This is a genomic window from Streptomyces sp. NPDC002851 (assembly GCF_053591935.1).
In genome coordinates this window covers 17,596-39,873 of sequence record NZ_JBSFUT010000050.1, presented here as the reverse complement: position 1 = coordinate 39,873, position 22,278 = coordinate 17,596, and the positions used below count along the sequence as shown (strand labels likewise).

At 72.1% G+C, this 22,278-nt stretch carries 20 protein-coding genes and 2 pseudogenes; 9 read left to right on the top strand and 13 right to left on the bottom strand.

All coding sequences use genetic code 11. The features are described from left to right. Positions 1 to 30: 30 nt before the first annotated feature. The 5 genes and pseudogenes from ACWD10_RS34645 to ACWD10_RS34625 form a co-directional block, all read right to left on the bottom strand. Positions 31 to 1,608, bottom strand: a complete 1,578-nt coding sequence (locus ACWD10_RS34645; RefSeq protein WP_451097655.1) for an ABC transporter substrate-binding protein — start codon at positions 1,606 to 1,608, stop codon at positions 31 to 33. A gap of 155 nt (positions 1,609 to 1,763) precedes the next feature. After that, positions 1,764 to 2,519 (bottom strand): SDR family oxidoreductase, encoded by a 756-nt coding sequence (locus ACWD10_RS34640; protein ID WP_451097654.1) that lies wholly within the window; start codon positions 2,517 to 2,519, stop codon positions 1,764 to 1,766. A gap of 53 nt (positions 2,520 to 2,572) precedes the next feature. Beyond that, positions 2,573 to 3,334: a 3-oxoacyl-ACP reductase FabG gene (gene fabG / locus ACWD10_RS34635; RefSeq protein WP_451097653.1), complete on the bottom strand. Its 762-nt coding sequence runs from the start codon at positions 3,332 to 3,334 to the stop codon at positions 2,573 to 2,575. Positions 3,335 to 3,515: 181 nt separating this feature from the next. Beyond that, complete coding sequence (locus ACWD10_RS34630) at positions 3,516 to 3,899, bottom strand: DUF3037 domain-containing protein (RefSeq protein ID WP_451097652.1); 384 nt, start codon at positions 3,897 to 3,899, stop codon at positions 3,516 to 3,518. Further along, positions 3,896 to 4,757, bottom strand: a pseudogene (locus ACWD10_RS34625) (HipA family kinase). The gene ACWD10_RS34630 and the pseudogene ACWD10_RS34625 overlap by 4 nt, the downstream one beginning before the upstream one ends. A gap of 94 nt (positions 4,758 to 4,851) precedes the next feature. Here ACWD10_RS34625 and ACWD10_RS34620 point away from each other — a divergent pair. Next, a complete protein-coding gene (locus ACWD10_RS34620) occupies positions 4,852 to 7,026 on the top strand; it encodes a prolyl oligopeptidase family serine peptidase (RefSeq protein WP_451097651.1) in 2,175 nt (724 codons plus the stop codon). A 42-nt stretch (positions 7,027 to 7,068) separates the two neighbouring features. Here ACWD10_RS34620 and ACWD10_RS34615 read toward each other — a convergent pair whose 3' ends face one another. Then, complete coding sequence (locus ACWD10_RS34615) at positions 7,069 to 7,710, bottom strand: cysteine hydrolase (protein ID WP_451097650.1); 642 nt, start codon at positions 7,708 to 7,710, stop codon at positions 7,069 to 7,071. A gap of 178 nt (positions 7,711 to 7,888) precedes the next feature. Here ACWD10_RS34615 and ACWD10_RS34610 point away from each other — a divergent pair, with 178 nt between their 5' ends. Next, a complete protein-coding gene (locus tag ACWD10_RS34610; RefSeq protein WP_451097649.1) occupies positions 7,889 to 8,362 on the top strand; it encodes a pyridoxamine 5'-phosphate oxidase family protein in 474 nt (157 codons plus the stop codon). A 9-nt stretch (positions 8,363 to 8,371) separates the two neighbouring features. On the opposite strand, the gene ACWD10_RS34605 is transcribed toward ACWD10_RS34610, so the two are convergent. Further along, positions 8,372 to 9,277 carry a LysR family transcriptional regulator gene (locus tag ACWD10_RS34605; protein WP_451097648.1) on the bottom strand — a complete coding sequence of 302 codons (906 nt, stop codon included), beginning with the start codon at positions 9,275 to 9,277 and terminating at the stop codon, positions 8,372 to 8,374. A 74-nt stretch (positions 9,278 to 9,351) separates the two neighbouring features. Between ACWD10_RS34605 and ACWD10_RS34600 the strand changes: the two genes are divergently transcribed. Continuing rightward, a complete protein-coding gene (locus ACWD10_RS34600) occupies positions 9,352 to 10,350 on the top strand; it encodes a DMT family transporter (protein ID WP_451097647.1) in 999 nt (332 codons plus the stop codon). A gap of 106 nt (positions 10,351 to 10,456) precedes the next feature. Here ACWD10_RS34600 and ACWD10_RS34595 read toward each other — a convergent pair whose 3' ends face one another. After that, positions 10,457 to 11,788 carry an aminotransferase class I/II-fold pyridoxal phosphate-dependent enzyme gene (locus ACWD10_RS34595; RefSeq protein WP_451097646.1) on the bottom strand — a complete coding sequence of 444 codons (1,332 nt, stop codon included), beginning with the start codon at positions 11,786 to 11,788 and terminating at the stop codon, positions 10,457 to 10,459. A 35-nt stretch (positions 11,789 to 11,823) separates the two neighbouring features. Here ACWD10_RS34595 and ACWD10_RS34590 point away from each other — a divergent pair, with 35 nt between their 5' ends. Together ACWD10_RS34590 and ACWD10_RS34585 are read left to right on the top strand one after the other, a co-directional pair. Then, positions 11,824 to 12,516 (top strand): pyridoxamine 5'-phosphate oxidase family protein, encoded by a 693-nt coding sequence (locus ACWD10_RS34590; RefSeq protein WP_451097645.1) that lies wholly within the window; start codon positions 11,824 to 11,826, stop codon positions 12,514 to 12,516. Positions 12,517 to 12,816: 300 nt separating this feature from the next. Beyond that, positions 12,817 to 13,365 (top strand): annotated as a pseudogene (locus ACWD10_RS34585) (FMN-binding negative transcriptional regulator); the annotation flags it as partial. Between the two features lie 241 nt (positions 13,366 to 13,606). Here ACWD10_RS34585 and ACWD10_RS34580 read toward each other — a convergent pair. The 3 genes from ACWD10_RS34580 to ACWD10_RS34570 all read right to left on the bottom strand — a co-directional run bounded on the left by ACWD10_RS34580 (position 13,607) and on the right by ACWD10_RS34570 (position 16,529). Beyond that, entirely contained in the window at positions 13,607 to 14,587 is a 981-nt protein-coding gene (locus ACWD10_RS34580; protein ID WP_451097664.1) for a DMT family transporter, read from the bottom strand. A gap of 183 nt (positions 14,588 to 14,770) precedes the next feature. Beyond that, a complete protein-coding gene (locus ACWD10_RS34575) occupies positions 14,771 to 15,817 on the bottom strand; it encodes an EamA family transporter (protein ID WP_451097644.1) in 1,047 nt (348 codons plus the stop codon). Between the two features lie 142 nt (positions 15,818 to 15,959). Beyond that, on the bottom strand, positions 15,960 to 16,529 hold the full coding sequence (locus tag ACWD10_RS34570) for a Clp protease N-terminal domain-containing protein (RefSeq protein WP_451097643.1): 570 nt from the start codon (positions 16,527 to 16,529) through the stop codon (positions 15,960 to 15,962). Between the two features lie 319 nt (positions 16,530 to 16,848). On the opposite strand from ACWD10_RS34570, the gene ACWD10_RS34565 reads away from it, so the two are divergent. Both ACWD10_RS34565 and ACWD10_RS34560 read left to right on the top strand, forming a co-directional pair. Next, positions 16,849 to 17,046 (top strand): hypothetical protein, encoded by a 198-nt coding sequence (locus ACWD10_RS34565; protein WP_451097663.1) that lies wholly within the window; start codon positions 16,849 to 16,851, stop codon positions 17,044 to 17,046. Between the two features lie 94 nt (positions 17,047 to 17,140). Further along, the gene (locus ACWD10_RS34560) at positions 17,141 to 17,569 is read left to right on the top strand and encodes a type II toxin-antitoxin system Rv0910 family toxin (protein ID WP_451097642.1); all 429 of its coding nucleotides are present in this window, start codon (positions 17,141 to 17,143) and stop codon (positions 17,567 to 17,569) included. A 182-nt stretch (positions 17,570 to 17,751) separates the two neighbouring features. On the opposite strand, the gene ACWD10_RS34555 is transcribed toward ACWD10_RS34560, so the two are convergent. Continuing rightward, complete coding sequence (locus ACWD10_RS34555) at positions 17,752 to 18,408, bottom strand: PadR family transcriptional regulator (RefSeq protein ID WP_451097641.1); 657 nt, start codon at positions 18,406 to 18,408, stop codon at positions 17,752 to 17,754. Between the two features lie 226 nt (positions 18,409 to 18,634). Here ACWD10_RS34555 and ACWD10_RS34550 point away from each other — a divergent pair, with 226 nt between their 5' ends. Continuing rightward, positions 18,635 to 19,456: a PhzF family phenazine biosynthesis protein gene (locus tag ACWD10_RS34550; RefSeq protein WP_451097640.1), complete on the top strand. Its 822-nt coding sequence runs from the start codon at positions 18,635 to 18,637 to the stop codon at positions 19,454 to 19,456. 29 nt (positions 19,457 to 19,485) lie between these two features. Here the strand turns inward: ACWD10_RS34550 and ACWD10_RS34545 are convergent, their stop codons facing one another. Next, positions 19,486 to 20,265 (bottom strand): CPBP family intramembrane glutamic endopeptidase, encoded by a 780-nt coding sequence (locus ACWD10_RS34545; RefSeq protein WP_451097639.1) that lies wholly within the window; start codon positions 20,263 to 20,265, stop codon positions 19,486 to 19,488. Between the two features lie 200 nt (positions 20,266 to 20,465). Between ACWD10_RS34545 and ACWD10_RS34540 the strand changes: the two genes are divergently transcribed. Then, complete coding sequence (locus tag ACWD10_RS34540; RefSeq protein WP_451097638.1) at positions 20,466 to 22,241, top strand: substrate-binding and VWA domain-containing protein; 1,776 nt, start codon at positions 20,466 to 20,468, stop codon at positions 22,239 to 22,241. Positions 22,242 to 22,278: the final 37 nt, after the last annotated feature.

The following is a 22,278-nucleotide window of genomic DNA, read 5'->3' as shown; positions in this document are numbered from 1 at the left end:
CTCGGTCCACGGCCACCGTCCCGGCCGCGACTACCAGCTGGTCTTCCGGCTCAGCTCCCACATCATCATGATCGTCGACGGGTCAAGGGCCCGCTCACCACCGGCGATGTCCTCGCTCGCGGCCACGTACTGCTTGCCCTGCCAGACCGGCAGCAGGCGCACATCGTTCAGGAGGATCTCCTGGGCCTGCTCGAACTCCTTGACCACGGCGCCCCGGTCGCTCTCGCGGCGGGACTGCGGAAGCAGCTCGTCGGTGATCTTCGAGGTCTCGTACGGCGTTCCAAGAGCGTTCTGCTTGCCGACGAACGGCGCGATGAAGTTCTCGGCGTCCGGGAAGTCGGGGAACCAGCCGCGGCCGAACACGGGGTACTCGCCCTTGCTGAACCCCTTCTCCAAGTCCTCCCAGGGACGGCCTTCGAGCGTGACGTCGAAGAGCTCGGACTTCTCCAGCTGGCGCTTGATCTCCTCGAACTCGTCCTTGGTCACCGAGCCGTAGCGGTCCGTGGTGTACCAGAGGGTGAGCGGCACCGTCTCGTTGATCCCCGCGTCCGCGAGGATCGACTTGGCCTTGGCGGCGCTGGGCTTGCCGTACCGGTCGAAGAAGCCGGTGGTGTGACCGGCCACGCCCTGCGGGACCATCGAGTAGAGCGGTTCGACGGTGTCCTTGTAGACGTTGTGCGCGATGGCGCCGCGGTCGATGACCTGGGCGACGGCCTTGCGCACCGCCTGGTTGCCGGCCCACTTGTCCTTCGGGTTGAAGACCAGGAAGCGGGTCTCGGTGCCGGCGCCCTCGACCAGCTGGAGCCCCTGGCTCGCGTTCTTGCCCTGCAGGTCGACGATGTCCTGCGAGGTCAGACCACGGTAGGTGACGTCGATCCGCTTCTCCTTCAGGGCGCTCACCATGGCGGTGGACTTCTTGAAGTAGCGGATGGTGACGGCGTTGTTCTTGCGCTCGGCGGCGCCCTTGTAGTGCTCGTTCTTGACGAGCTCGGCCTCTTGCCCGTCGTACGAGTCGAGGACGTACGGCCCGGAGCCGTTGATCTCGTCGCCCTCGCGGAGCTTGTTCGCCGGGTACTCGGCCGGGTCGACGATCGACATGGCGGGCGTGGCCAGGACGAACGGGAAGGTCGCGTCGGCCTTCTTGAGGTGGAAGGTGACCTGCCGGTCACCCTTCGTCGTGACCTTGTCCAGGCTGCCGAGCAGGCCCGCGGGGCCGCCCTTGACGTCGATGGTGCGGATCCGGTCGATGGAGTGCTTCACGGCCTTGGCGTCCAGCGAGTTGCCGTCCGAGAAGGTGAGCCCTTCGCGCAGTTCGCACCGGTATGTACGGTTGGTGCCGTCCGTGAAGGCGCAACTCTCGGCCGCGTCCGGCTCCGGGGACGAGGCCCCGGTCGGGAAGCTGACCAGGGTCTGGTAGATGTTCCGGTACAGCTCCCAGGAGCCGTTCCAGGCAGCCGCAGGGTCAAGGCCGGTGGGCGCACTGGTGGTGCCGACCACGATCGGCTGCTCCTCTTCGGAGTCGCCGGAGGACACAAGGCCGCATCCCGAGAGCAGGGATATGGACGCAAGAACTGCAGCGGCCTGCAGACTTCGGGTCCGGTTGAACACGCGCACGCTCCTCGATCAACCACGCCATGGGGGGTTGCCGCACACTACCGCAGCGCCCCGCCGAGCCAACCCACAGGCCCAGCGGGGCACTTGATGCCCCAGGACGTCCGGTAAAGCACTATCGGTCCGCTATTGGACCGCCCGGTTCGGTTTTATCAGCCAACGCCCGCATTAAGGAACATTCCGCCGTCCACGACCAGGGTCTGGCCGGTGATCCAGTCGGCCTGCTCCGAGGTGAGGAACGCCGCGGCGCCGCCGATGTCCTCCGGCACCCCGAGCCTACCGAGCGGGTAGGAGGCGGCCGCCTCCTCCTCCCGTCCCTCGTAGAGGGCCTGCGCGAACTTCGTCTTGACCACCGCGGGGGCGATCGCGTTGACCCGCACCTGCGGCGCGAACTCGTGCGCCAGCTGAAGCGTCAGATTGACCATGGCGGCCTTGCTCATCCCGTACGCGCCGACGAACGGCGAGGCCGCGACCCCGGCGACGGACGCGATGTTCACGATCGCGCCGCCGTGCTCCTTCTGCCAGGCCTTCCAGGTCTGCTGGGCGAAGCCGAGCGCCGAGATCACATTGGTCTCGTACACCTTGCGCGCCACATTGAGGTCGAGCTCGGCGATCGGCCCGAATACCGGGTTCGTACCGGCGTTGTTGATCAGGAAGTCGAGCCGCCCGAACGCCTCCATGGCCCGCTCCACGGCGACGGCCTGGTGCGCCTCGTCGTGCGCCTTGCCCGCGACGCCGATCACCCGGTCCGCGCCGAGCCGCTGGACCGCCTCCTTGAGGGTGTCCTCGTTCCGCCCGGTGATGCACACCCGGTCACCGCGGGCGACCAGCGCCTCGGCGATGCCGTACCCGATACCGCGGCTCGCACCCGTGACGAGCGCGGCCCTGCCGCTGTCCTGCACCGTCATCTGCTGTGTCCTTTACGTTCTGCGCGTTTCGTACGTCGGTCCGGAGGCGTACGTCAGTCGAGCGGGCCGCCCGCCACGTACAGGACCTGCCCGGAGACGAAGCCCGCCGCCTCGCCGGTGAAGAAGGCGATGGCGTTGGCGATGTCCTCGGGCTTCCCGACGCGCTGCACCGGGATCTGGGTGGCGGCCGCGGCCTGGAAGTCCTCGAAGCCCATGCCGACGCGGTCGGCGGTGGACTTGGTCATCTCGGTGACGATGAAGCCCGGGGCGACGGAGTTGGCGGTGATGCCGAACTTGCCGAGCTCCTTGGCGAGGGTCTTGGTGAAGCCCTGCAGACCGGCCTTGGCGGCGGAGTAGTTGACCTGGCCGCGGTTGCCGAGCGCGGAGGACGAGGAGAGGTTCACGACCCGGCCGAAGCCCGCGTCCACCATGTGCTTCTGGCAGGCCCGGGACATCAGGAAGGCGCCGCGCAGATGCACGTTCATGACCATGTCCCAGTCGGCCGCGCTCATCTTGAACAGCAGGTTGTCGCGGAGTACGCCGGCGTTGTTGACCAGGATCGACGGCGCGCCGAGCTCCTCGGCCACGCGCGCGACGGCCGCCTCGACCTGCGCCTCGTCGGAGACGTCGCAGCCGACCGCGATCGCCTTGCCGCCGGCGGCCGTGATCTTCTCGACGGTCTCCTTGCAGGCGGCCTCGTCGAGGTCGAGCACGGCCACGGCCCGGCCCTCCTCGGCCAGACGTACGGCGGTGGCGGCGCCGATTCCGCGCGCGGCTCCCGTGACGACGGCGACGCGCTGCTCGGTGGTGGACATGCGGGTTCTCCTCACCTGAAGACGGATCGACTGCGGCGGGGTCGCTCCGCTCAGTGAGCGACCGCTTAGTACCCTCAGTGGACGAGACGCTAGAAGCCCTGGCACCCGGTGTCAACGGCCCATCGGGTGCCAGGGCTTGATCATGGCGGCATTCTCGGCGTGCTCGGCGGCCCGCGCCGGATCAGCGGACCAGGAGGTCGAGCAGCCGCTCCACCTCCGCCTCCGGGTCGGTGGTGAGGCCGGTGTGGACCGGGCCGGGCTGGACCACGGTCGAGCGCGGTGCGATCAGCCAGCGGAAGCGCCGTCCGGGGTTGTCGTGCGCGGCCTGCCCGGCCTCTTCGCCGCCGTGGCAGATGCCCTCGACGGCGTGCAGCGCGGCCCGTACGCCGGTCACGTCGGCGTTGGGGTCGAGGGCCCGCAGCTTGGTCTCGTCGAGGTGGGTGCGGGCGGCCACGAAGCCGCGGTTGCGGCAGTAGACGACGACCCCGGCGTTGAACTGCTCGCCGCGCTCGACCCGCGGCACCACGCGCAGCAGCGCGTACTCGTACACATCGCGCTCGGTCACCGGCCCGCGTCCTTCCCGCTCTGCTCGGCCCGGGTGGGGTGCGGCCAGGCGCCGACGTGGTCGGTCAGCCAGCCGGGCGCGCCGGAGGACTTCCGCTCCTGGCGCGGCCCGAGCGTGATCCGCTCGTGCAGCCCCGCCACGCGCGCGTGCAGCACGTCGACGTACGCGCGGCGCAGCTCGTCGGGGTGCTCGAAGCCGGGCTCGTCCACCAGCCACTCGTCGGGCACGTCCGCGGCGACCTCGGTGAGCAGCTCCTCGGTGACCTTCGGGGCGAGCTCGGCGGCCGCGGCCGCGACGTCCGGGCCGAACGGCGCGAGGGCGTGGTCGGAGGCGTCGTACGGCTTCTCGGCGGCGCGCGGCGCGGTCGGCCAGTTGTGGTGCCAGATCATGCTCGCGCCGTGGTCGATGAGCCACAGGTCGCCGTGCCACACCAGCATGTTGGGGTTGCGCCAGGAGCGGTCGACGTTGTTGATCAGCGCGTCGAACCACACCACGCGCCCGGCCTCCGCGGCCGTCACCTCGTACGCGAGCGGGTCGAAGCCGATCGAGCCCGGCAGGGTAGTCCATGCCGAGGTTGAGGCCACCGCTCGCCTTGAGCAGCTCCTGCACCTCCTGGTCCGGCTCGGAAAGCCCGAGCACGGGGTCCAGTTGAATCTGCGCCAGGTCGGGAATCCGCAGCCCGAGCCCGCGCGCCAACTGCCCGCAGATGACCTCCGCGACGAGCGTCTTGCGGCCCTGCCCCGCGCCGGTGAACTTCATGACGTACGTGCCGAGATCGTCGGCCTCGACGATGCCGGGGAGCGAGCCGCCCTCACGCAAGGGCGTGACGTAGCGGGTCGCGCTGACTTCGGTGAGCATCGGGCCAGGCTACGCCGCGGATCAGGGGTGTTCGACCGGGATTTTCCGTGGCAGTGTCTGTCGGTATCTGACAGTGTCTGACAGCGTGTCCGCCATGGCAGACCTTGCCTTTCCCCGTCAGTTCGCCCGCACGCGCCGCTTCGCGCTCGGGGTTCCGCGGGCGTTTTCGGTCTCCCCTGACGGGGAGCGCGTGGTCTTTCTGCGCACTACTGGAGGCGACGATCCGGTCAGCCGCCTATGGGTGCACGAAAACGGCAAGGAACGGCTGGTGGCCGACCCGGCGGTGCTCAACCTGGGCGGTGCGGTGCCGGAGGCGGAGCGGGTGCGTCGGGAGCGGGCGCGGGAGGCGTCTGAGGGGGTGGTGGCGTACGCGACCGACCGGCACGCGCGCGTGGTGGCGTTTTCGCTGGGCGGGGCCCTGTGGGTGGTCGGTACGGGGGGTACGGTGGCCCAGGACATACCGCCGCGCCGTATCCCGACGGCGGGGCCGGTCTTCGACCCGCGCCCGTCGCCGGACGGGAGCCGGGTCGCGTACGTCTCCGGCGGGGCCCTGCGCGTCGTACGCCTCGATGACGGCGGGGACGACCGGCTGCTCGCGGACCCGGAGTCGGCGGATGTGACGTACGGGCTCGCCGACCATGTCGCGGCGGAGTCCATCGGCCGCCCGCGCGGCTTCTGGTGGGCGCCGGACGGCACCGCCCTGCTCGTTACGCGCGTGGACACGGCTCCGGTGCGGCGCTGGTATCTGTCCGACCCGGCGCACCCGGAGCGGCCGCCGCGCGCGGTGCGGTACCCGGCGGCGGGCACCGCCAACGCCGTGACGGAGCTGTATGTCCTTGCCCTGGACGGCACGCGCGTACGGGTGCGTACGCCCGCGTCGGCCCCGGGCGAGCGGCACCCCGCGGGCACCTGGATGGACCCCGCCCTGGAGTACGTGACCGGCGCGGCCTGGGACGCGCACGGTCCGCTGGTGGTGCTCCAATCCCGGGACCAGCGCTCCGAGTTGCTCTACGCCGTGAACCCGGACAGCGGCGCGACCCGGCTCCTGCACCACCGCACCGACGACGCCTGGGTGCGGCTCCTGCCGGGCACCCCGGTGCGCACCGCTTCGGGGACCCCGGTCCTGACCTCCGTCACCGGGGACACCTGCGGGCTGCGCGTCGGGTACGTCGAGGGCGTCGGGGGCGTCGGGGGCGTCGGGGGCGTCGGAAACACAGCGACACCGCCCGGCCTTCAGGTCCACGAGGTCCTGGGCACGGTCGGCGAGCGGGTCCTGTTCACCGCGAGCGAGGAGCCGACCGAGGTGCACGTCTGGTCGTACACGCCCGGGGACGGCGCCACCCGCCTCACCACGGAGCCCGGGGTGCACACGGCCAGCGCGAACGGCCCGGCCATGGTTCTGGACAGTCGTACCGCCGACGGGCACACCGTCACGGTGCTGCGCGACGGACAACCCGCGGGCCGGATCGCCGTACGGGCGGAAGAGCCCCTGGTGCGCGTGGCACCCACCCTGCTTCACCTCGGCGAGCGCGAGCTGCGCACGAACCTGCACCTGCCGACCGGCCACGAGCCGGGCGACGGACGGCTTCCGGTCCTGGTCAACTCGTACTCCGGGCCCGGTCTTCAGCTCGTGCAGCGGGCCCGGGGCTGGTGGGCGGCGGTCTCGCAGTGGTTCGCGGACCAGGGCTTCGCGGTGCTCACGGTCGACGGGCGGGGCACGCCGGGGCGCGGCCGCGCCTGGGAGAACGCCGTGCACGGCGACCAGTTGACGCCCGTCCTGGAGGACCAGGTCGATGCGCTGCACGCGGCCGTACGCGCGCGTGCCGGGCGCGACCTGGACCTGGACCGGGTCGCGATCCGTGGCTGGTCCTTCGGCGGCTTCCTCGCCGCGGGCGCGGTCCTGCACCGTCCTGACGTCTTCCACGCGGCGGTCGCCGGGGCCGCGCCGACGGATCTGCGCCTGTACGACACGTACTGGAAGGAGCGCTTTCTCGGCCACCCCGAGGTGACCCCGGAACATTACGAGCGCTGCGACTTGGTGGCCGCGGCCCACCGCCTGACCCGGCCCCTCCTCCTGGTCCACGGCCTGGCCGACGACAACGTGGTGGTGGCCCACATGCTCCGCTTCTCCGCCGCGCTGCTTGCGGCGGGGCGCCCGCACAGCGTGCTGCCGTTGTCGGGGGCGACGCACATGGCCTCCGGCCGGGGGACGGCGGACGCGTTGATGGTGCATGAACTGGGTTTCTTGCGGCGGGCGTTGGCTCTTTGAGCCCATCCGGCGGTCGACGACGCGCGCGCTCAGCGCCCTGCACTACCCCCGCGGCGCCCCCTTCCAAGCCCCGAGCACCTCGTCCGTAGACGTGACGGTCGCGACCAGTGCCAACGTGTGCCGCACCACCAAGGGCGTGTACTCCGCGGGCACCCCCGCGATCGCATCCGCGGGAACCACCACCTCGTACCCCAGATTCACCGCGTCGAACACGGCATTGGGCACGGCCACATTGGCCGAGACCCCAGTGACGATCAAGGTCCGGCACCCCAGATTCCGCAGCAACGGATCCACGTCCGTGCCCGCGAGCGGCGAGAGCCCATGCAGCCGCCGCACCACCAGATCCTCCTCCGCGACCTCGATCGGCGGCGCGACGCGGACCGCCTTCGTCCCCGCGATCTGCTGCACGGGCAGCCGCTCCGCCGCGCGGAACAGACGCGCGTTGCGACCGGCCCCGCGCCCGTCGGGGCGGCGCTCCGCGACCGCGTGCAGCACCTGTACGGAGACGGTGTGCGCGGCGGCCACGAGCCGGGCGACGTTGCCGAGCGCACCCGAGCCGCGGGCCTCCTCGGCGAGTTCGGGCAGGGCACTCTCGGTGCCGACGACGCCCTGCTGGCACTCGACGGTGAGCAGCGCGGTGGTGGCGGGGTCGAGAAGCTCGGCGAGCGCTTCGGGCGACGGCATGGTTCTCCCCTTGACACGAGCACGGTGCGGCGGGCGGGCGCGGACGGGTCAGGACGGTCGGGACAGGTCGCGGAGACTAGCCCCCATTGCGTATGCGCGGAAGAGCCCCCATGATTTCCTGACACGCTGTCAGAAAGCAGTGCCGGACCGGCCCGCCCAGGGCCATCGGGGAGGACGCATGGCCACCACGCAGCGCCGCGGTCGCAAGATCATGATGACGCCGGACGAGCTGGACGCGTTCCTGGCCGAGCAGCGCACCTGCCGGGTCGCGACCGTCGCGACGGACGGCGCCCCGCACGCCGGCACGCTCTGGTTCGCCTGGGACGGCACCTCGTTGTGGCTGTACTCCATCACCCGCAGCAGGCGTTGGGCCCAGCTGCGCCGGGACCCGCGGATCGCCGTGGTCGTGGACGCGGGCGAGGAGTACGGGGAGCTGCGCGGCGTCGAGCTCGCCGGTTCCGTGGAGTTCGTCGGCGAGGCCCCGCGCACCGGCGAGCCGTGTCCCGAACTGGTGGAGCCCGAGCGGCTCTTCGCGCGGAAGAACTTCGGCCTCGACACCATGCCGCACGACGGGCGGCACGCCTGGGCCCGGCTCACCCCGGACACGGTGGCGTCGTGGGACTTCCGGAAGCTGGCCTCCCGCACCACCTGACCAACCGCTTCACCCCGTCACCGCCGCCCCGGCCGTACGCAGCGCCTCGACGGCCGCCCGGATCGACGGCCGCCGGTCGGCGTCCGCGCGCCACACCGCGTACACATGGCGGCTGATCCGCTGCCGGACCGGCACCACCCTTACGCCGTCGGGGAGTTGGCCGCGGCCCAGGCGCGGTGTGACGCAGACGCCGAGCCCGGCCGCGACATAGGCGAGCTGGGTGTGGTGCTCCTCCGCCCAGTGGCACAGGCGCGGCTCGATGCCCTTGGTGCGCAGCGTGTAGAACAGCCAGTCCGCACAGAAGGCGCCCTCCGGCCAGGTGATCCAGTCCTCGTCGGCGAGTTCCTCGAGGTCGAGGTCGGCGCTGTCGGCGAGCCGGTGGTCGGCGGGCAGCGTCACGTCCACCAAGTCGTCCAGGAGCGGCGCCCGTACGAGCCCCTCGGGCACCGGGAGCGACTTGTTGTACCAGTCGAGGACCACCGCCAGGTCCAGGTCGCCGCGGACCACTCCGGCGGCGGCGGGCTGCGGCTCGCGCTCGTGGGAGCGTACGCGCAGGCCCGGGTGGGCGGCGTGAAGCGCGACGAGGGCGGCCGGGAAGAGGCCGCGCGCGGCGGTCGGGAAGGCCGCGACGCGGAGTTCGCCGACGGCTTGGCCGCGCTGTGCCTCCAGGTCCGACTGGGCCAGCTCCACCTGGGACAGGATCCGTCCGGCGTGCTCGGCGAGCAGCTGCCCGGCGTCGGTGAGGCGGATGCCGCGACCGTTCTTGGCGAGCAGTTGCTGGCCCACCTCGCGCTCCAGCTTGGCCATCTGCTGGGACACGGCCGAGGTGGTGACGTGCAGCCCGGCGGCCGCTCCGCTGACGGAGCCGTGCCGGGCGAGGGCATCCAGGGTGCGCAGGCGCTCCAGGCTCAACATGTAAGCAATGCTAAGCGGAACGACGTATCAAATTTCGCTTGTTCTACGAAGTCGGCTTCACCAGAGTGTCGTCCATGGCCTCCGTCACCTCCGACCTCGGGCAGTCTTCCGATGCCCCGGCGTCCGCCGCCCGCACCTGCCCCTGCCCCTGTGCTCCTGCCACTGCTACTCCTGCCGCTGTGCGCCGTCGGCCCGCGCTCGACTGGCGGCTCCGTTTCGCCGTCCTGTCGCTCATCTGGGGCTTCAGCTTTCTGCTCATCAAGGTCGGTACGCAGGGCTACGCGCCGTTCCACGTCACGCTCGGGCGGCTGTTCTTCGGTACCGCCGTGCTCGCGGTGGCGATGGTGGCGCGGCGGCAGCGGCTGCCGCGCGGGCTGCGTACGTGGGGGCATGTGGCGGTGGCGGCGTTTTTCCTCAACGCCCTGCCGTTCTCGCTCTTCGCCTACGCGGAGTTGACGATTCCGTCCACGCTCGCGGGCATCTGCAACGCCACCTCTCCTCTGTGGGGCATGGCGTTGTCCCTGGTCGCGCTCTCCGAGGACCGGCCGACCCGGCGCCGGGTCGCGGGGCTCGGCCTCGGGTTCCTCGGCGTGCTCACGGTGCTCGGCGCCTGGCAGGGGTTCAGCGGGCTCGACGCGGGCGGTACGGCGATGGCGCTGCTCGCCTCGCTGAGCTATCCGATCGGCTGGATCTACGTGCGCCGCACCCTCGCGGGCAGCTCGCACTCGAACCTCTCCCTCACCGGCGCGCAACTACTCCTCGCGACCGCCCAACTGGCGCTGGTGACCCCGCTGTTCACATCCGCCCCGACGAGCTTCCCGCTCCTTCCGCTGCTCGCCGTCGTCGCCCTGGGCGCGCTCGGCACCGGGCTCGCGGTGCTTCTTCAGTACGGCCTGGTCGCGGAGGTCGGCCCGACGACGGCCCAGATGGTCACGTACTTCATCCCGGTCATCGCCACCGCGGCGGGCGTCGCGCTGCTCGGCGAGCCGCTGGCCTGGTCCACGCCTGTTGGTGCGGTGATCGTCCTAGTAGGGGCGGCGCTGACGCAGTCGCGACGGCGGGCCCACCGCTAGGCGATCCGCACCGTTGTACGGGGTGGCCGGAACTGGGGGCTGCGCCCCCAGACCCCCTATCGGCCTGAACGGCCTCGTCCTCAAACGCCGGACGGGCTTCTTCTGCTCACTCATACCGCCGGGCAGGCGCAGGCCCCGTCGCCGCCGCCACCGCCTCGGCCACCGCCTCGATGTCGGCGGCCGCGAGCAGCGACACGGTGATCCGCACCCCGGACCCGGCCCCCACCCGGAACCGAGCCCCCGGCGCCACCGCCCACCCCGCATGCAGCAACCGCGCCACCGCACCGGTCTCGTCCGGCACCGGCACCCACACATTCATCCCGCTGCGCCCGTGCGCGGCCACCCCGCGTTCCGCGAGCGCCGCGATCAGGGCGTCCCGGCGGCGACCGTACGAAGCGGCCACCTCGCGCGCGTCGACGGCCCCTTGGGTCCACAGTCGCACCACGGCGCACTGGAGCAGTCGGCTCACCCAGCCGGGCCCCAGGCGCTGTCTGCCCTGCACCCGGTCGACGGTGGCCGGGTCGCCGGTGAGGACGGCGAGCCGTAGGTCGGGGCCGTACGCCTTGGCCGTGGAGCGCACCAGGGCCCAGTGGTCGGACACTCCGGCCAGCGGGTGCAGCGGCAGGTCGACGATGCCGTGGCCGTGGTCGTCCTCGATGAGCAGCACCTCGGGGTGGGCCGCGAGCACCTCGCGCAGGGCACGCGCGCGTGGCGCGGTCACGGCGGCGCCGGTCGGGTTCTGTGCGCGGTCGGTCACGACGAGAGCGCGGGCGCCGTCGCGCAGCGCCCGCTCCACGTCCTCGGGGCGCGGCCCCTCGTCGTCGACGCGGACCGGCAGCGGCCGCAGCCCGAGCGCCGGGATCAGGTCGAGCAGGCTGCCCCAGCCGGGGTCCTCGACGGCGACCGCGTCGCCCGGCCTGAGGTGCACGGCGAGGACCCGCTCGATGGCGTCCAGGGACCCGGAGGTGACGGCGACCGGCCCGTCCGGTACCCCATCGGCAGCGAACGCCGCCCGCGCGAGCCGCGCCAACTCCGGCTCCACGGCGTCGTCTCCGTAGAGCACGGGGTGTCGTCGGGCCTGCTCGGCGGCGGCCGCGAGAGCGTCGGCGAGTGGGGGTAGCAGGGCGGGGTCCGGGTTGCCCGTGGACACGTCGCGCACCCCGGGCGGTACGTCGACGCGGATCGACTCGCGCGCCGTGGTGGCGGGCCGGGGGCGCACCCGGCTGCCGCGGCGCCCGGCGGTCTCGATCACTCCGCGCTCCCGGAGCGTGCGGTAGGCGGCCGCCACGGTGTTCGGATTCACCCCGAGCTCGGCCGCCAACTCCCGCATGGGCGGCAGAAGTTGGCCGGGTGGCAGGTCACCGCTGCCGACCCCGGTCTCGACGCTGGCGGCGATTTCGGCTGCACGCCGCCCCTGAATCCGATACTCTCCTAGCACAAACAAGATTATGCACTAGTGCAATGGAGTTCGCAATGCCCGACGCCAAGCCCGTGTCGCCGGACAGCACCAGCTACGTTCCGACCGACCGGACCGTCCCCACCCGCGCCCGTGAACGAGCCTCGTACGACCGCGCGTTGGTGCACGCGATACTCGACGAGGCGTACGTCTGCCACCTCGGCTTCATCCGCGACGGCGCCCCGGTCGTGCTGCCCACGCTGTACGGACGGGTGGGCGAGCGCCTCTATGTGCACGGCTCCACCGGCTCCCGGCCGCTGCGCGCGGCGGGCCGGACAGGCCAGGCGGATCCGGGGCTTCCGGTGTGTCTGACGGTCACGCACGTGGACGGCCTGGTCCTTGCCCGGTCCGCCTTCCACCACTCGCTCAATTACCGCTCGGTCGTGGTGCACGGCACGGCCCACCAGGTGACCGAGCCGGACGAGAAGCGCACCGCCCTGGACGCCCTGGTCGACCACGTGGTCCCGGGCCGCGCCGCGGACTCCCGCCCGGCCAACGCCAAGGAGCTGGCCGCCACCGCCGTACTCCGCCTCGACCTGAACGAGGTCTCCGCGAAGCTCCGCACCGGCGCCCCCAACGACGACGAGGAGGACCTCGGCCTCCCCCACTGGACCGGCGTGGTCCCGCTCCACCTGTCGTACGGCGAGCCGGTGCCCGCGGCCGACCTGGCGCCCGGCATCGAGGTCCCCGACTACGTCAAGGGGCTGTGAGGCTGGTCCGTCCCGGATGAGGCCGCGCCGCCCCGCAGGACGACGCCGAGTGGCAACGGTGGCTCGCCGACCACGACTTCGGTCAGCTCGTCGTCAACGGACTGTCCGGCTAGGTGCTCTCTTCCGGGTCAGCCCGGCTCCGGACGACGGCGCTGTCCGGGTGGCCCGAGCGGGGTCTGGTGCGCTCCGCCGCTGCGCGGCTCCGCCTCGCCTCTTTGATTCATCCCCTTGGATGGCGAGCAGCAGCTGCAAGGCGGAGGAGGGCGGCGACGCGGAGCCCCAACGAGTAAGTGCCGCCAAATGCCTGCGCACCAGACCCCGCGACGCCGGGATGACCCGGAAGAGAGGGCCTGGCCCCCGCACGTCCAGCCGCTGCATATCGCGTACGTCGCGGACGGCGGCCCGCGCGGCACCGTACTCACGCATCTGGCGCGCCCCAACCCGATCTGGCCCGCCCTCGAGGCCCGCCCCGAGGTGGTCGTGAGCGTGGTCGACGACTACGCATACGTGCCCGGCCCCTGGCAGGCGGCGCCCGACGACCCGACCGAGCACGGCGTGCCGACCAGCATCTACGCGGCCGTTCAACTCCACTGCACCGCCCACCTCGTGGACGACCCGGCCGAGAAGGCCGCGCTCTTGAACCGCCAGGCCGCCCACTTCCAGCCTGACGGCGGTACGGCACCCGCGGCGCCCGGCGAGGCGCCGTTCGGCAGGCAGCTCGCCGGGATCCGCGGCCTCCGGCTCGACATCACCGACGTACGGGCGAAGTTCAAGTACGCGGGGCACCGGGCGCAGGAGCGGCGGGACCGGATCGCGGCCGGTCTCGCCGAGCGCGGCACCGGACGCGATCCTAGGCCCTGCCGTCAAACTCCCGCCTGCCCCACGACGCCTGGCACGCACGCTCGCGGCGTTGCCGAATCGCCCACGTGGCTCCGCCACGAGGACGCTCCGGCGCCTTGCGATCGCCGCACCAGACTCCCCCACTCTCGGCCTCGCTCGAGCGGGAGGTACCCCCGGCGGGGCCCGCCCTCCGGGCGGACGCCGGGGCCGTCCGGCGGGTGAGGGTGGGCTGCGGCCTCCCGTCGTCGCCTTACCGTCGCCGTACCTCCGCGACCGCGAGTCCGGCCACCGCGGCGAGCATCAGGACGGTGCCCGCCACGGTGGCGGCCGTGAGCGTCTCGCCGAGCAGCAGGACCGCGAGGAGCGCCGCGCTGACTGGTTCGAGCAGCATGATCACGGAGACGGTCGCGGAGCGGACGACCGCGGCACCCGAGAAGTACAGGCTGTACGCGAGGGCCGTCGGCACCGCGGCGATGTACCCGAGCAGGCCGAGCACGAGCCAGGGCCGGTCGGTGTGCGGAAGCAGCCCCTCCCCCGCGGCGAGCGGCAGCAGCGCGAGGGCGGCCACTCCGAAGGTCCATGCCGTGGTGGTGCGTGCGTCGCCGCCGCCCGCGTCGCGCCCCCACCAGCGGGTGAGCAGCGTCATCAGGGCGTACCCGGCGGCGGAGAGCACGGCGAGCAGGACGCCCCAGTAGCGCACCGTCACCCCGCCGTCGCCAAGCACCAGGACGGCGAGCCCGGCGAGCGCCCCGGCCACGGCGGCGAGCCCGCCCCACCCGAGGCGTTCGCCGAGCGTGCACCACGCGCCGAGCGCGATGAGTACAGGGCCCGCGCCCAGAGTCACGACGGTGCCGACGGCAAGCCCGGTGGCCTCGACGGCGGCGAAGTACGCGGTCTGGAACATCGCGAGGCAGAGACCGAGCGCGACGATCCGGCCGGGCCGGACGCGTGCGGCGCCCTCGCGGCGCGGGGTCCGGCCGGGCCGCGGCAACACGGCGGCCAGGAGCAGCAGCACAAGCCCGCCCGCGCACCGCCAGAACGAGAGCGCGAGCGGCCCGAGTTCACCGGCCCGGAACACCAGGGAGCCGGCCGCACCCGCGGTGCCCCAGCCGACCCCGGCGACGATCAGATAGAGGAGCCCGCGCCCGACGGACGGGCGCGCGGCGACGGAAGCCACCGCGGGGAGTGAGGACGAGCCCGAAGTGGGCGCGCCGGAAACAGCATTCGACACGTTCGACACGTGAGTTCTCCGCAAAAGACAGGAAGACGGAACGTCATGGCTGTCGTCTGCGGGCAGCCGTCATCGCCCCGGGACACCGCCCGGGGGTGAGCTTGCACGTGGGTACGTGGCTACCGGCCGCCCGCATTATGCGGCGGGCGGGGGCAGAACGAGCGTCGAAGGCATGATCGGACCTTAAGCGGAGGTGCGGGACCCGGACAACTGGCTTTCCCCGTCGGGCGCCGCGCCCGTCCCGTCAGGCGCCGCGCCCGTCCCCGGCGTCCCGCCCGCGACCGGCTCCGCGGAGACCGGCTTGCCGGGCGTGGACGACTGTGCGGCGAGCGCGCCGACCAGCACGAGGGCGCCGCCGACGATCTGCGGCAGAGCGAGGTGCTCACCGAGCATGATCCAGGCGAACACGGTCGCGATGACCGCCTCCAGGCAGGAGACGACCCCGGCGACCTGGGGCGAGAGCCGACGCACGGCGAGCACCCCGGTGCCGTACGCGAGCACGGTGGTGATGAGCACGATCCAGCCGAGCAGCAGCCAGGCGGGCACCGAGTCGCCGTTCATATCGGCCCGCCCGGCGAGCACCGACCACTCCATGCCCCAGGGGCGCGCGACGACCGTGAGCACGGCGGCGCCGACGAGCAATCCGTACGCGATCACGCCGAGCGGGTCGGGGGCGCTTTCCCCCGCGTCGCTGCCGTGATCGCCGAGGATGAAGTACCCGGCCTGGCAGACCGCGGCGCCGAGGCCGAGCAGCACCCCGAGCGCGTCGAACCGCATCCCGGCCCACACCTCGACGACACAGGCGAGCCCGCCGACCGCGAGCACGACGCCGACCGCCGCGGCCCGCGACACCGGGCGGCGCTGTACGAACCGGATCCAGCCGAGCACCAGCGCGGGCCCCAGATACTCGATGAGCAGCGCGACGCCGACGGGGATCCGGGAGATCGCCAGGAAGTAGCAGGTCTGCACGCCCGCGACCGCGAGCACCCCGAACCCGGCCAGCAACGCGGGCCTGTTCCGCACCAGATCGCGGTGGCGCCACGCGATGGGCAGCAGGAAGAAGGCGGCGCCCGCGATCCTGAGCCACACCACGTGCAGCGGGTCGAGCCCCGCCTCGATCAGCGGCTTGGCCGCGACTCCCGAACCGCCGAACGCGAACGCCGAGACGAGCGCGAGGCCGAGGCCCACGCCCCGCCCCCCGCTCCCCGGAACACCCTGAGCTCTGGACATCGGCACATCATGACAGGAGATGTCAGGAGCGTCATCCCCGTTACCCCTGACATCTCAATGGCCGAGATCAATGGCCGAGACCGCGCCCCGTTGCGCCTCAGTACGCGGGTCCGGGCGCGGGTCCGAGCGCGGGTCCGGACGTTCACCCCGGCACCTGGCGCGCGCCTTCCCTCGCGCTCCCCAACTCCGCTATTCGCTCCGTCAGTTCACCCGGTTCCACCCCCGCCCGGCGCAGCACCTCCACCGCCCGGCACTCCGCGTCGGCAGCGAGCGCCGCGAGCAGGTCGGTGCCGGTGGCGCGGTGGTCGCCGCGGCGCGCGGCGCGCACCCGGGCCGCCGCCATGGCACCGGCGGCCGCGGGCGACCAGCCGGGAGTCCCGGCCACGACGGGCACGGCGCCGGAGTCCTCCACGGTCCCCTGCCAGCGCAGCCCGTAGCCGATGGTGCGCTGCACGAGATAGCCGAGCAGCCGGGCCACCTGGGTGCCGCCGTCGAACGCCTCGCGCACCACCGGGTCGGCCTCGAGCAGGGAGTGCAGCAGGTGGGCGGTGTCGATCTGGGCGTCACCGTCGCGCAGCGCGCGACGGCGCGCACCGGAGACGACCGACGTCAGTTCCGCACTGAGCCGGTCATCGCTGACCGGGCCGTCGGTTCCGTCAGTTCTGTCAGGGGGTGGGCCCGGCTGCGCCGCCGGCGAGGTGGGACTATGCACGCCTCCCACCCCATCAGGCCGTTATTGCGGAAGCATCCCCGGAAGGGAGCATCTGCACATCCGACACAGGTTGGGCATCCATCGGCGAGTTGTCCTCCTTGGGGAGGAGATCCGGCCGTTCTTTCCTCGGGGGCTCGCGCCGCCTTGCTTCACTCCCCCTGCGCAACCCCGGCTCGCCGTAGTACGTCCCATCCCGTACACAGTCCTCTGCAGGCCCGCTCCCCATCGAAGGACTCAGCCGATGTCCGCCGCCCCGCGCTCCCCGCAGCCGTATGGCGTGGGCACGCGCGGTTCGTACGAGGAGACGCCGCCCGAGGACATGGGCTGCTGGCTGGTCGCCCTGCCCGCCGTCGACGACAAGCAGTACGTCTACCGCGTCTACGCCCCCGCCGACGCGCTGCTCGCGGATCTCTTCTGGGACGCCTGGCACTGCCACGACGAGGGTCCGTTCCCGCGCGCCCTGGACCTCTTCGACGCCGCGGTGATCCGTCGCGTCGGCGATCCCCAGCATTCCTGACGGGCCGTCAGTCTTGTAACTTCCAGGCCCCGCCGCTACGTTCCGCGACACTCACCGCTGCACCCGCCGCAGCGCCTGACGAGAGGGGTGTCGCATGGCCGAAGTCACCGCGGAAGCACGCATCGAAGCGCCCGCCGAGAAGGTCTGGGGTCGGCTCACGGACTTCTCCGTGTACGGCGAGTGGAACACCACGCACACCGGCTTCCCCAAGGGTGTGCCCGAGTCCCTCGAAGTGGGCGGCACGTTCGAGGAGAGCATGAAGCTGATGGGCTTCCCGGCCGAGGTGACCTGGACCGTGGCGGAGCTGGAGCCCGCCCGGGTGTTCGCCATCAAGGGCAAGGGCCCGATGGCCGTGAACGTGGGCACGCGCTACACGCTGACCCCGGACGGCGACGCCACGACCGTACGCATCGACGGCGAGTTCACCGGCGCGGCCGTCACGCTCATGGCGGGAAAGCTCAAGGACTCGGCGACGGCGGCCCTCAACGAGTCACTGCGCAAACTGAGCGGCCTGGTCGGCTGACGCCCGACGCACGACAACGGCGCCCCGCGGGTGTGACCGCGAGGCGCCGCAGCTCTCCGGATCATGGCGGCGGGCGTCATGTTTCAGCCCGTCCGGCGTTTGCGGACGAGGGCGTGCAGCGCGTGCAGCGCGATTGCCGAGCCCCGTACGACGGTGCGCATCCGTGATCCGCAAGGAACGCCCTAGTCCTCATCGGCCAGGATCAGATACAGCCGCTTACGGGCGTCATTGACGACCGTGAGCGCCTTCTGCCGCTGCTCGGCCGACCCGGTCTTCCAGACCTGGCCGAACGCCTCCATGAGGCCGAACCCGGCCTGCCGGATCTCGTTGACGGCCTCCCAGTCGACGCCGCGGCCCGCGTCCTCCCAGGGCGCGTCGGGACCCTCGGCGGCGGCCGCGGTGCCCTCTTCGGTCAGCGAGAACAGCTTCTTGCCGCCCTCGCTCTCGCTGGTGATCAGGCCCTCGTCCTCGAGCAGCTGCAGGGTCGGGTAGACCGAGCCGGGGCTGGGCTTCCACGCCCCGTCACTGCGCTCGGCAATCTCCTGGATCATCTCGTAGCCGTGCATCGGCCGGTCCTTGAGGAGCGCCAGGATCGAGGCGCGCACATCGCCGCGCCGCGCCCTGCCGCGACCGCCCGGGCCGCGTCCCCGCCCGCCCCAGGGGCCACCCGGGCCGCCGAAGCCGGGCCCGAACGGGCCGAAGGCCCCGCGCCGCCCCTCGAATTCACCGCGGCCCCAGCCGGGGCCGAACGGCCCGCGACCGCCCGGCCCGCGACCGCCCGGGCCGCGCCCGCAGCCGCCCTCGCGTTCGTGCTCATGTCCGTGTCCGTGGGGTCGCATGGCAACCACACCCTTTCCGTTCGTCGCTTCGTGTTGTCGCTTCAAGAGTCACCGCGACATCGTGTATCAGTCGCGATGCCTCAACGATATATCGGAACACTACGTTCGACAAGCCCTTGCTTCCAGAGCGACCGAACCGGGGCAAAGACCGGCACCACAGAAGAAGGGCCACGGCTCCCGAATTGGCCTTGGCCTGCCATTTCGGCGGCCGCCTAGCCTCGCGGCCATGCAGATTCGAATCGTCGATGCCTTCGCCGACCGCCCCTTCACCGGCAACCCGGCCGGGGTCGTGCTCTTCACCGACGCCTTCCCCGAGGACGACTGGCTCCAGCGCGTAGCGATGGAGGTCAACCACGCCGAGACCGCCTTCGCCCACCCGCTCCCGGAGGGCACGGACGGCGACGGCGCGGCCTGGGCGCTGCGCTGGTTCACGCCGACCACCGAGGTCGACCTCTGCGGCCACGCCACCCTGGCCACCGCCCACGTCCTGCACACCACCGGCGCCGCGACGGGCACCATCGGCTTCCGCACCCGCGCCGGGATCCTCACCGCGACCGCCCACGGCGACGGCACCCTCACGCTCGACTTCCCCACGGCCCCGCTCACCGAGGCCGAGCCGCCCACCGGGCTTGCCGAGGCGCTGGGCGCGGAGCTGCTTTCGTGCTACGACGCCGGGCCGTACTGCGGCGACGTCCTGGTCGAGCTGGCCGACGAGAAGACGGTGCGCGGCCTGGCCCCCGACCTCGCCGGTCTCGTACGCCACTCCGAGCGCGGCCTCATCGCCACCGCACGCGCCGAGGACCCCACCGGCGACTACGCGTTCGTCTCGCGCGGCTTCTTCCCGCGTGTCGGCATCGACGAGGACCCGGTCACCGGCAGCGCCCACACCGCGCTCGCGCCCTACTGGTCGCCGCGCCTGGGCAGCACGGAACTCACCGGCCTACAGGCTTCGGCCCGCACCGGTCTCGTCCGTACGTCACTGAAGGGCGAGCGCACCCTGCTCACCGGCCGCGCGATCACCACGATCGACGGGCGGTTGCTCGTCTGAGGAGGTGCTCGTCTGACCACCGGGCCGTCTCACGCCGTGGGCAGCCAACCCACCTTGCCCGCGAGCACCGCGTACCCCACGAACGCCCCGACGTCGAGCAGCGTATGGGCGACGACGAGCGGCCCGACCCGGCCCCAACGCCGGTACAGAAGTACGAAGACGGCGCCCATCACCATGTTCCCGATGAATCCGCCGATGCCCTGATACAGGTGGTACGAGCCCCGGAGGACCGAGCTCACCGCGAGCGACGCCTTCGGGGACCATCCCAACTGGTCCAGGCGGCGCAGCAGATACCCGATCACGATCACCTCTTCGACGATCGAGTTCTGTGCCGCCGAAAGCACCAGAACCGGGTACTTCCACCACACCTCGGGCAGCGCCTCCGGCACCACCGTGAGGTTGAACCCCAGGCCGCGGGCCGCCAGATAGAAGGCGATGCCCGTACTGCCGATCACCGCGGCGATCGCCGCACCCCGCCCCAGGTCCGGCCACGCCCGCGTACGGTCGAAGCCGATCGCGCGCAGCCCCGATCCCTCCCGTACGAGAAGGTGCGCGACGAGCGCGACGGGCACGAGCGCCGTCGCGATCCCGAAGAGCTGCCAGGCGAGATCGAGCCAGGGCCGCCCGGGCGCGGCCGAGGCGTTCAGGGTCGCCGCCTGGTCCTTCAGACCTCCCGGCTCGGTGACCGAGCCGACAAAGCTGATCAGGGCGGATACGGCACTCGCGGCGAGCGAAAGCGCGAGGACGAGCAGCGTCTCGTCACGGAACATCCGCCGATACGGCCGCCCTTCAGGAAAAGTTTCGGCCATCGCCACCCCGTCCGCCTTCACACTTCCTCCACTTGTTCATTCGCGCCGCATCTTCGCGCTCGCACCCGTTAGGGTCCTCGAAAGCAGTTACGAAGATCGTGCGCGACGGGCCGGCAGAGACGCTACGCCAGAGCAGGGCGTGGTCCCCCGCCCGCCCTGCGGCCGCGTCGCGCCATCTCTTCAGGGAGGGCACCACCGCCATGGGACGACACAACTCGCCCGGCAACTCAGCGACGGACCGCGCCGCGGCTCGCCCCCGCGCCCGCGCCCGCCGCCGCACCGTGGCGATCGCAACGGTCCTGGTCCTCGGCGTGGCCACGGGCGCCGGAGTCGCCGTCCGCAACGGCCTGTTGCCCTTCGGCTCCTCCTGCGACGCGGACGCGGTCCGCCTCGGCGTGGTCGCCTCGCCCGCGATGGCGCCCGCGCTGCGCGAGGCGGCTCAGTACGCGCGCGACAAGGACGTCACGGCGGACGGCCGCTGCCTGGACGTACGGGTCAAGGCGGAGGAGTCGTACAAGACCGCCGACTCGCTGCGCTCCGGCCATGCCCGGTCCGGCTACCAGGTGTGGGTGCCGGACGCCGACCTGTGGGTGGAGCGGGCCGGGCTCGGCGGCAAGAACGTGCCGCTCACCACCGCGGGCAATGTCGCCACCTCACCCGTGGCCCTGGGCATGGTCCCGTCCGCCGCCAAGAAGCTCGGCTGGCCCAAGAAGCGGTACACCTGGGCCGAGTTGGCCAGGGCCGCCACCACCCAGGACGAGCTGCGCCTGGGCACCGCCGACCCGGCCCGCAGCGCCTCCGGCCTGCTCGCCCTGGCGAAGATAGGCGCCTCCGCGGCCAAGGAGGACGGCCCCGGCAGCGACACCCGGGTCGCCACCACCGCGAAGATCCTGGCCCAGCGCACCAGCGACAGCGACACCCAGGCCCTGGAGACCCTGGCCCGCGACGGCTCGGGCACCGAGCAGGGCAACCCGCGCCGCAATCAGGCCCTGATCGTCTCCGAGCAGGCCGCCTACACCCACAACGAACGGGCGAACGACGAGGCCGACCTCGACCTCTTCTACCCCGAGGACGGCGCGCCCGAGCTCAACCACCCGTACGCCCTGATGAACCAGGCCGACCTCAGCACCGACCAGAGCCGCGCCGCACTCCGCTTCATGGCCCTGCTCACCGAGAAGTCCGGCCGCGGCATCCTGCACAAGCACGGCTTCCGGGCCGGGCCCGACGAGCCTTCCTCGAAGCTGGTCACAACGGCAGGCGGCCGCACACCGCAGCCGGTCATGGAGGCTTCCGGCGAGCCGCCCACCGACCGTCAGCTGGACTCGACGCTCGGCATGTGGACGATCACCGTGCAGAGCGCCCGGCTCACCACCGTCGTCGACGTCTCCGGCTCCATGGCCCGACTGGTCCCGGGCAAGGACAAGTCGCGCCTCGAGGTCACCAAGTCCTCGCTGCTCGACGCGCTTCCCCAGTTCACGCCCGAGGACGAGATCGGCCTCTGGCAGTTCTCCACCCTCATCGACGGCACCCGCGACTACGAGGAACTGGTGCCCGCCAAGCGCCTCGGCGACCGCGACGCCCGCGGCACGACCCAGCGCGAGCGCCTGACGAAGGCCTACACCGCGCTGAAGCCGGGCCCCGGCTACACCGGCCTGTACGACACCGCACTCGCCGCGTACAAGGAAGCCCGGTCGACGTATGTGAAGGGCAAGTTCAACGCCGTGGTGATCCTCACCGACGGGGCCAACCAGGACGAGGGCTCGATCAGCCGCAGCGCCCTCGTCGCCGAGCTGAAGCGCCTCGCCGACCCCGAGCGCCCGGTCCCGCTGATCACCATCGCGGTCGGCCCGGACGCCGACAAGGAGGAGGTCCAGGAGATCTCCGAGGCCACCGGCGGCTCGGGCTACCAGATCGACGACCCGGCCGAGATGCAGTCCGTCATCCTCAAGGCGATCATGGCCGCGGGCGCCAACTGACCGTCCGCCAGTGGCCGGTGGGTAGTGGCCAGTGGGC

What these genes read in the sequence shown, in the direction of transcription:
- ACWD10_RS34640 (WP_451097654.1), bottom strand. Translation starts at nt 2,519, where the DNA reads ATGACGGTGCAGGACAGCGGCAGGGCCGCGCTCGTCACGGGTGCGAGC.
- fabG (WP_451097653.1), bottom strand. Translation starts at nt 3,334, where the DNA reads ATGTCCACCACCGAGCAGCGCGTCGCCGTCGTCACGGGAGCCGCGCGC.
- ACWD10_RS34620 (WP_451097651.1), top strand. Translation starts at nt 4,852, where the DNA reads ATGGCAGACCTTGCCTTTCCCCGTCAGTTCGCCCGCACGCGCCGCTTC.
- ACWD10_RS34615 (WP_451097650.1), bottom strand. Translation starts at nt 7,710, where the DNA reads ATGCCGTCGCCCGAAGCGCTCGCCGAGCTTCTCGACCCCGCCACCACC.
- ACWD10_RS34610 (WP_451097649.1), top strand. Translation starts at nt 7,889, where the DNA reads ATGGCCACCACGCAGCGCCGCGGTCGCAAGATCATGATGACGCCGGAC.
- ACWD10_RS34605 (WP_451097648.1), bottom strand. Translation starts at nt 9,277, where the DNA reads ATGTTGAGCCTGGAGCGCCTGCGCACCCTGGATGCCCTCGCCCGGCAC.
- ACWD10_RS34600 (WP_451097647.1), top strand. Translation starts at nt 9,352, where the DNA reads ATGGCCTCCGTCACCTCCGACCTCGGGCAGTCTTCCGATGCCCCGGCG.
- ACWD10_RS34590 (WP_451097645.1), top strand. Translation starts at nt 11,824, where the DNA reads ATGCCCGACGCCAAGCCCGTGTCGCCGGACAGCACCAGCTACGTTCCG.
- ACWD10_RS34575 (WP_451097644.1), bottom strand. Translation starts at nt 15,817, where the DNA reads ATGTCCAGAGCTCAGGGTGTTCCGGGGAGCGGGGGGCGGGGCGTGGGC.
- ACWD10_RS34565 (WP_451097663.1), top strand. Translation starts at nt 16,849, where the DNA reads ATGGGCTGCTGGCTGGTCGCCCTGCCCGCCGTCGACGACAAGCAGTAC.
- ACWD10_RS34560 (WP_451097642.1), top strand. Translation starts at nt 17,141, where the DNA reads ATGGCCGAAGTCACCGCGGAAGCACGCATCGAAGCGCCCGCCGAGAAG.
- ACWD10_RS34555 (WP_451097641.1), bottom strand. Translation starts at nt 18,408, where the DNA reads ATGCGACCCCACGGACACGGACATGAGCACGAACGCGAGGGCGGCTGC.
- ACWD10_RS34550 (WP_451097640.1), top strand. Translation starts at nt 18,635, where the DNA reads ATGCAGATTCGAATCGTCGATGCCTTCGCCGACCGCCCCTTCACCGGC.
- ACWD10_RS34545 (WP_451097639.1), bottom strand. Translation starts at nt 20,265, where the DNA reads ATGGCCGAAACTTTTCCTGAAGGGCGGCCGTATCGGCGGATGTTCCGT.
- ACWD10_RS34540 (WP_451097638.1), top strand. Translation starts at nt 20,466, where the DNA reads ATGGGACGACACAACTCGCCCGGCAACTCAGCGACGGACCGCGCCGCG.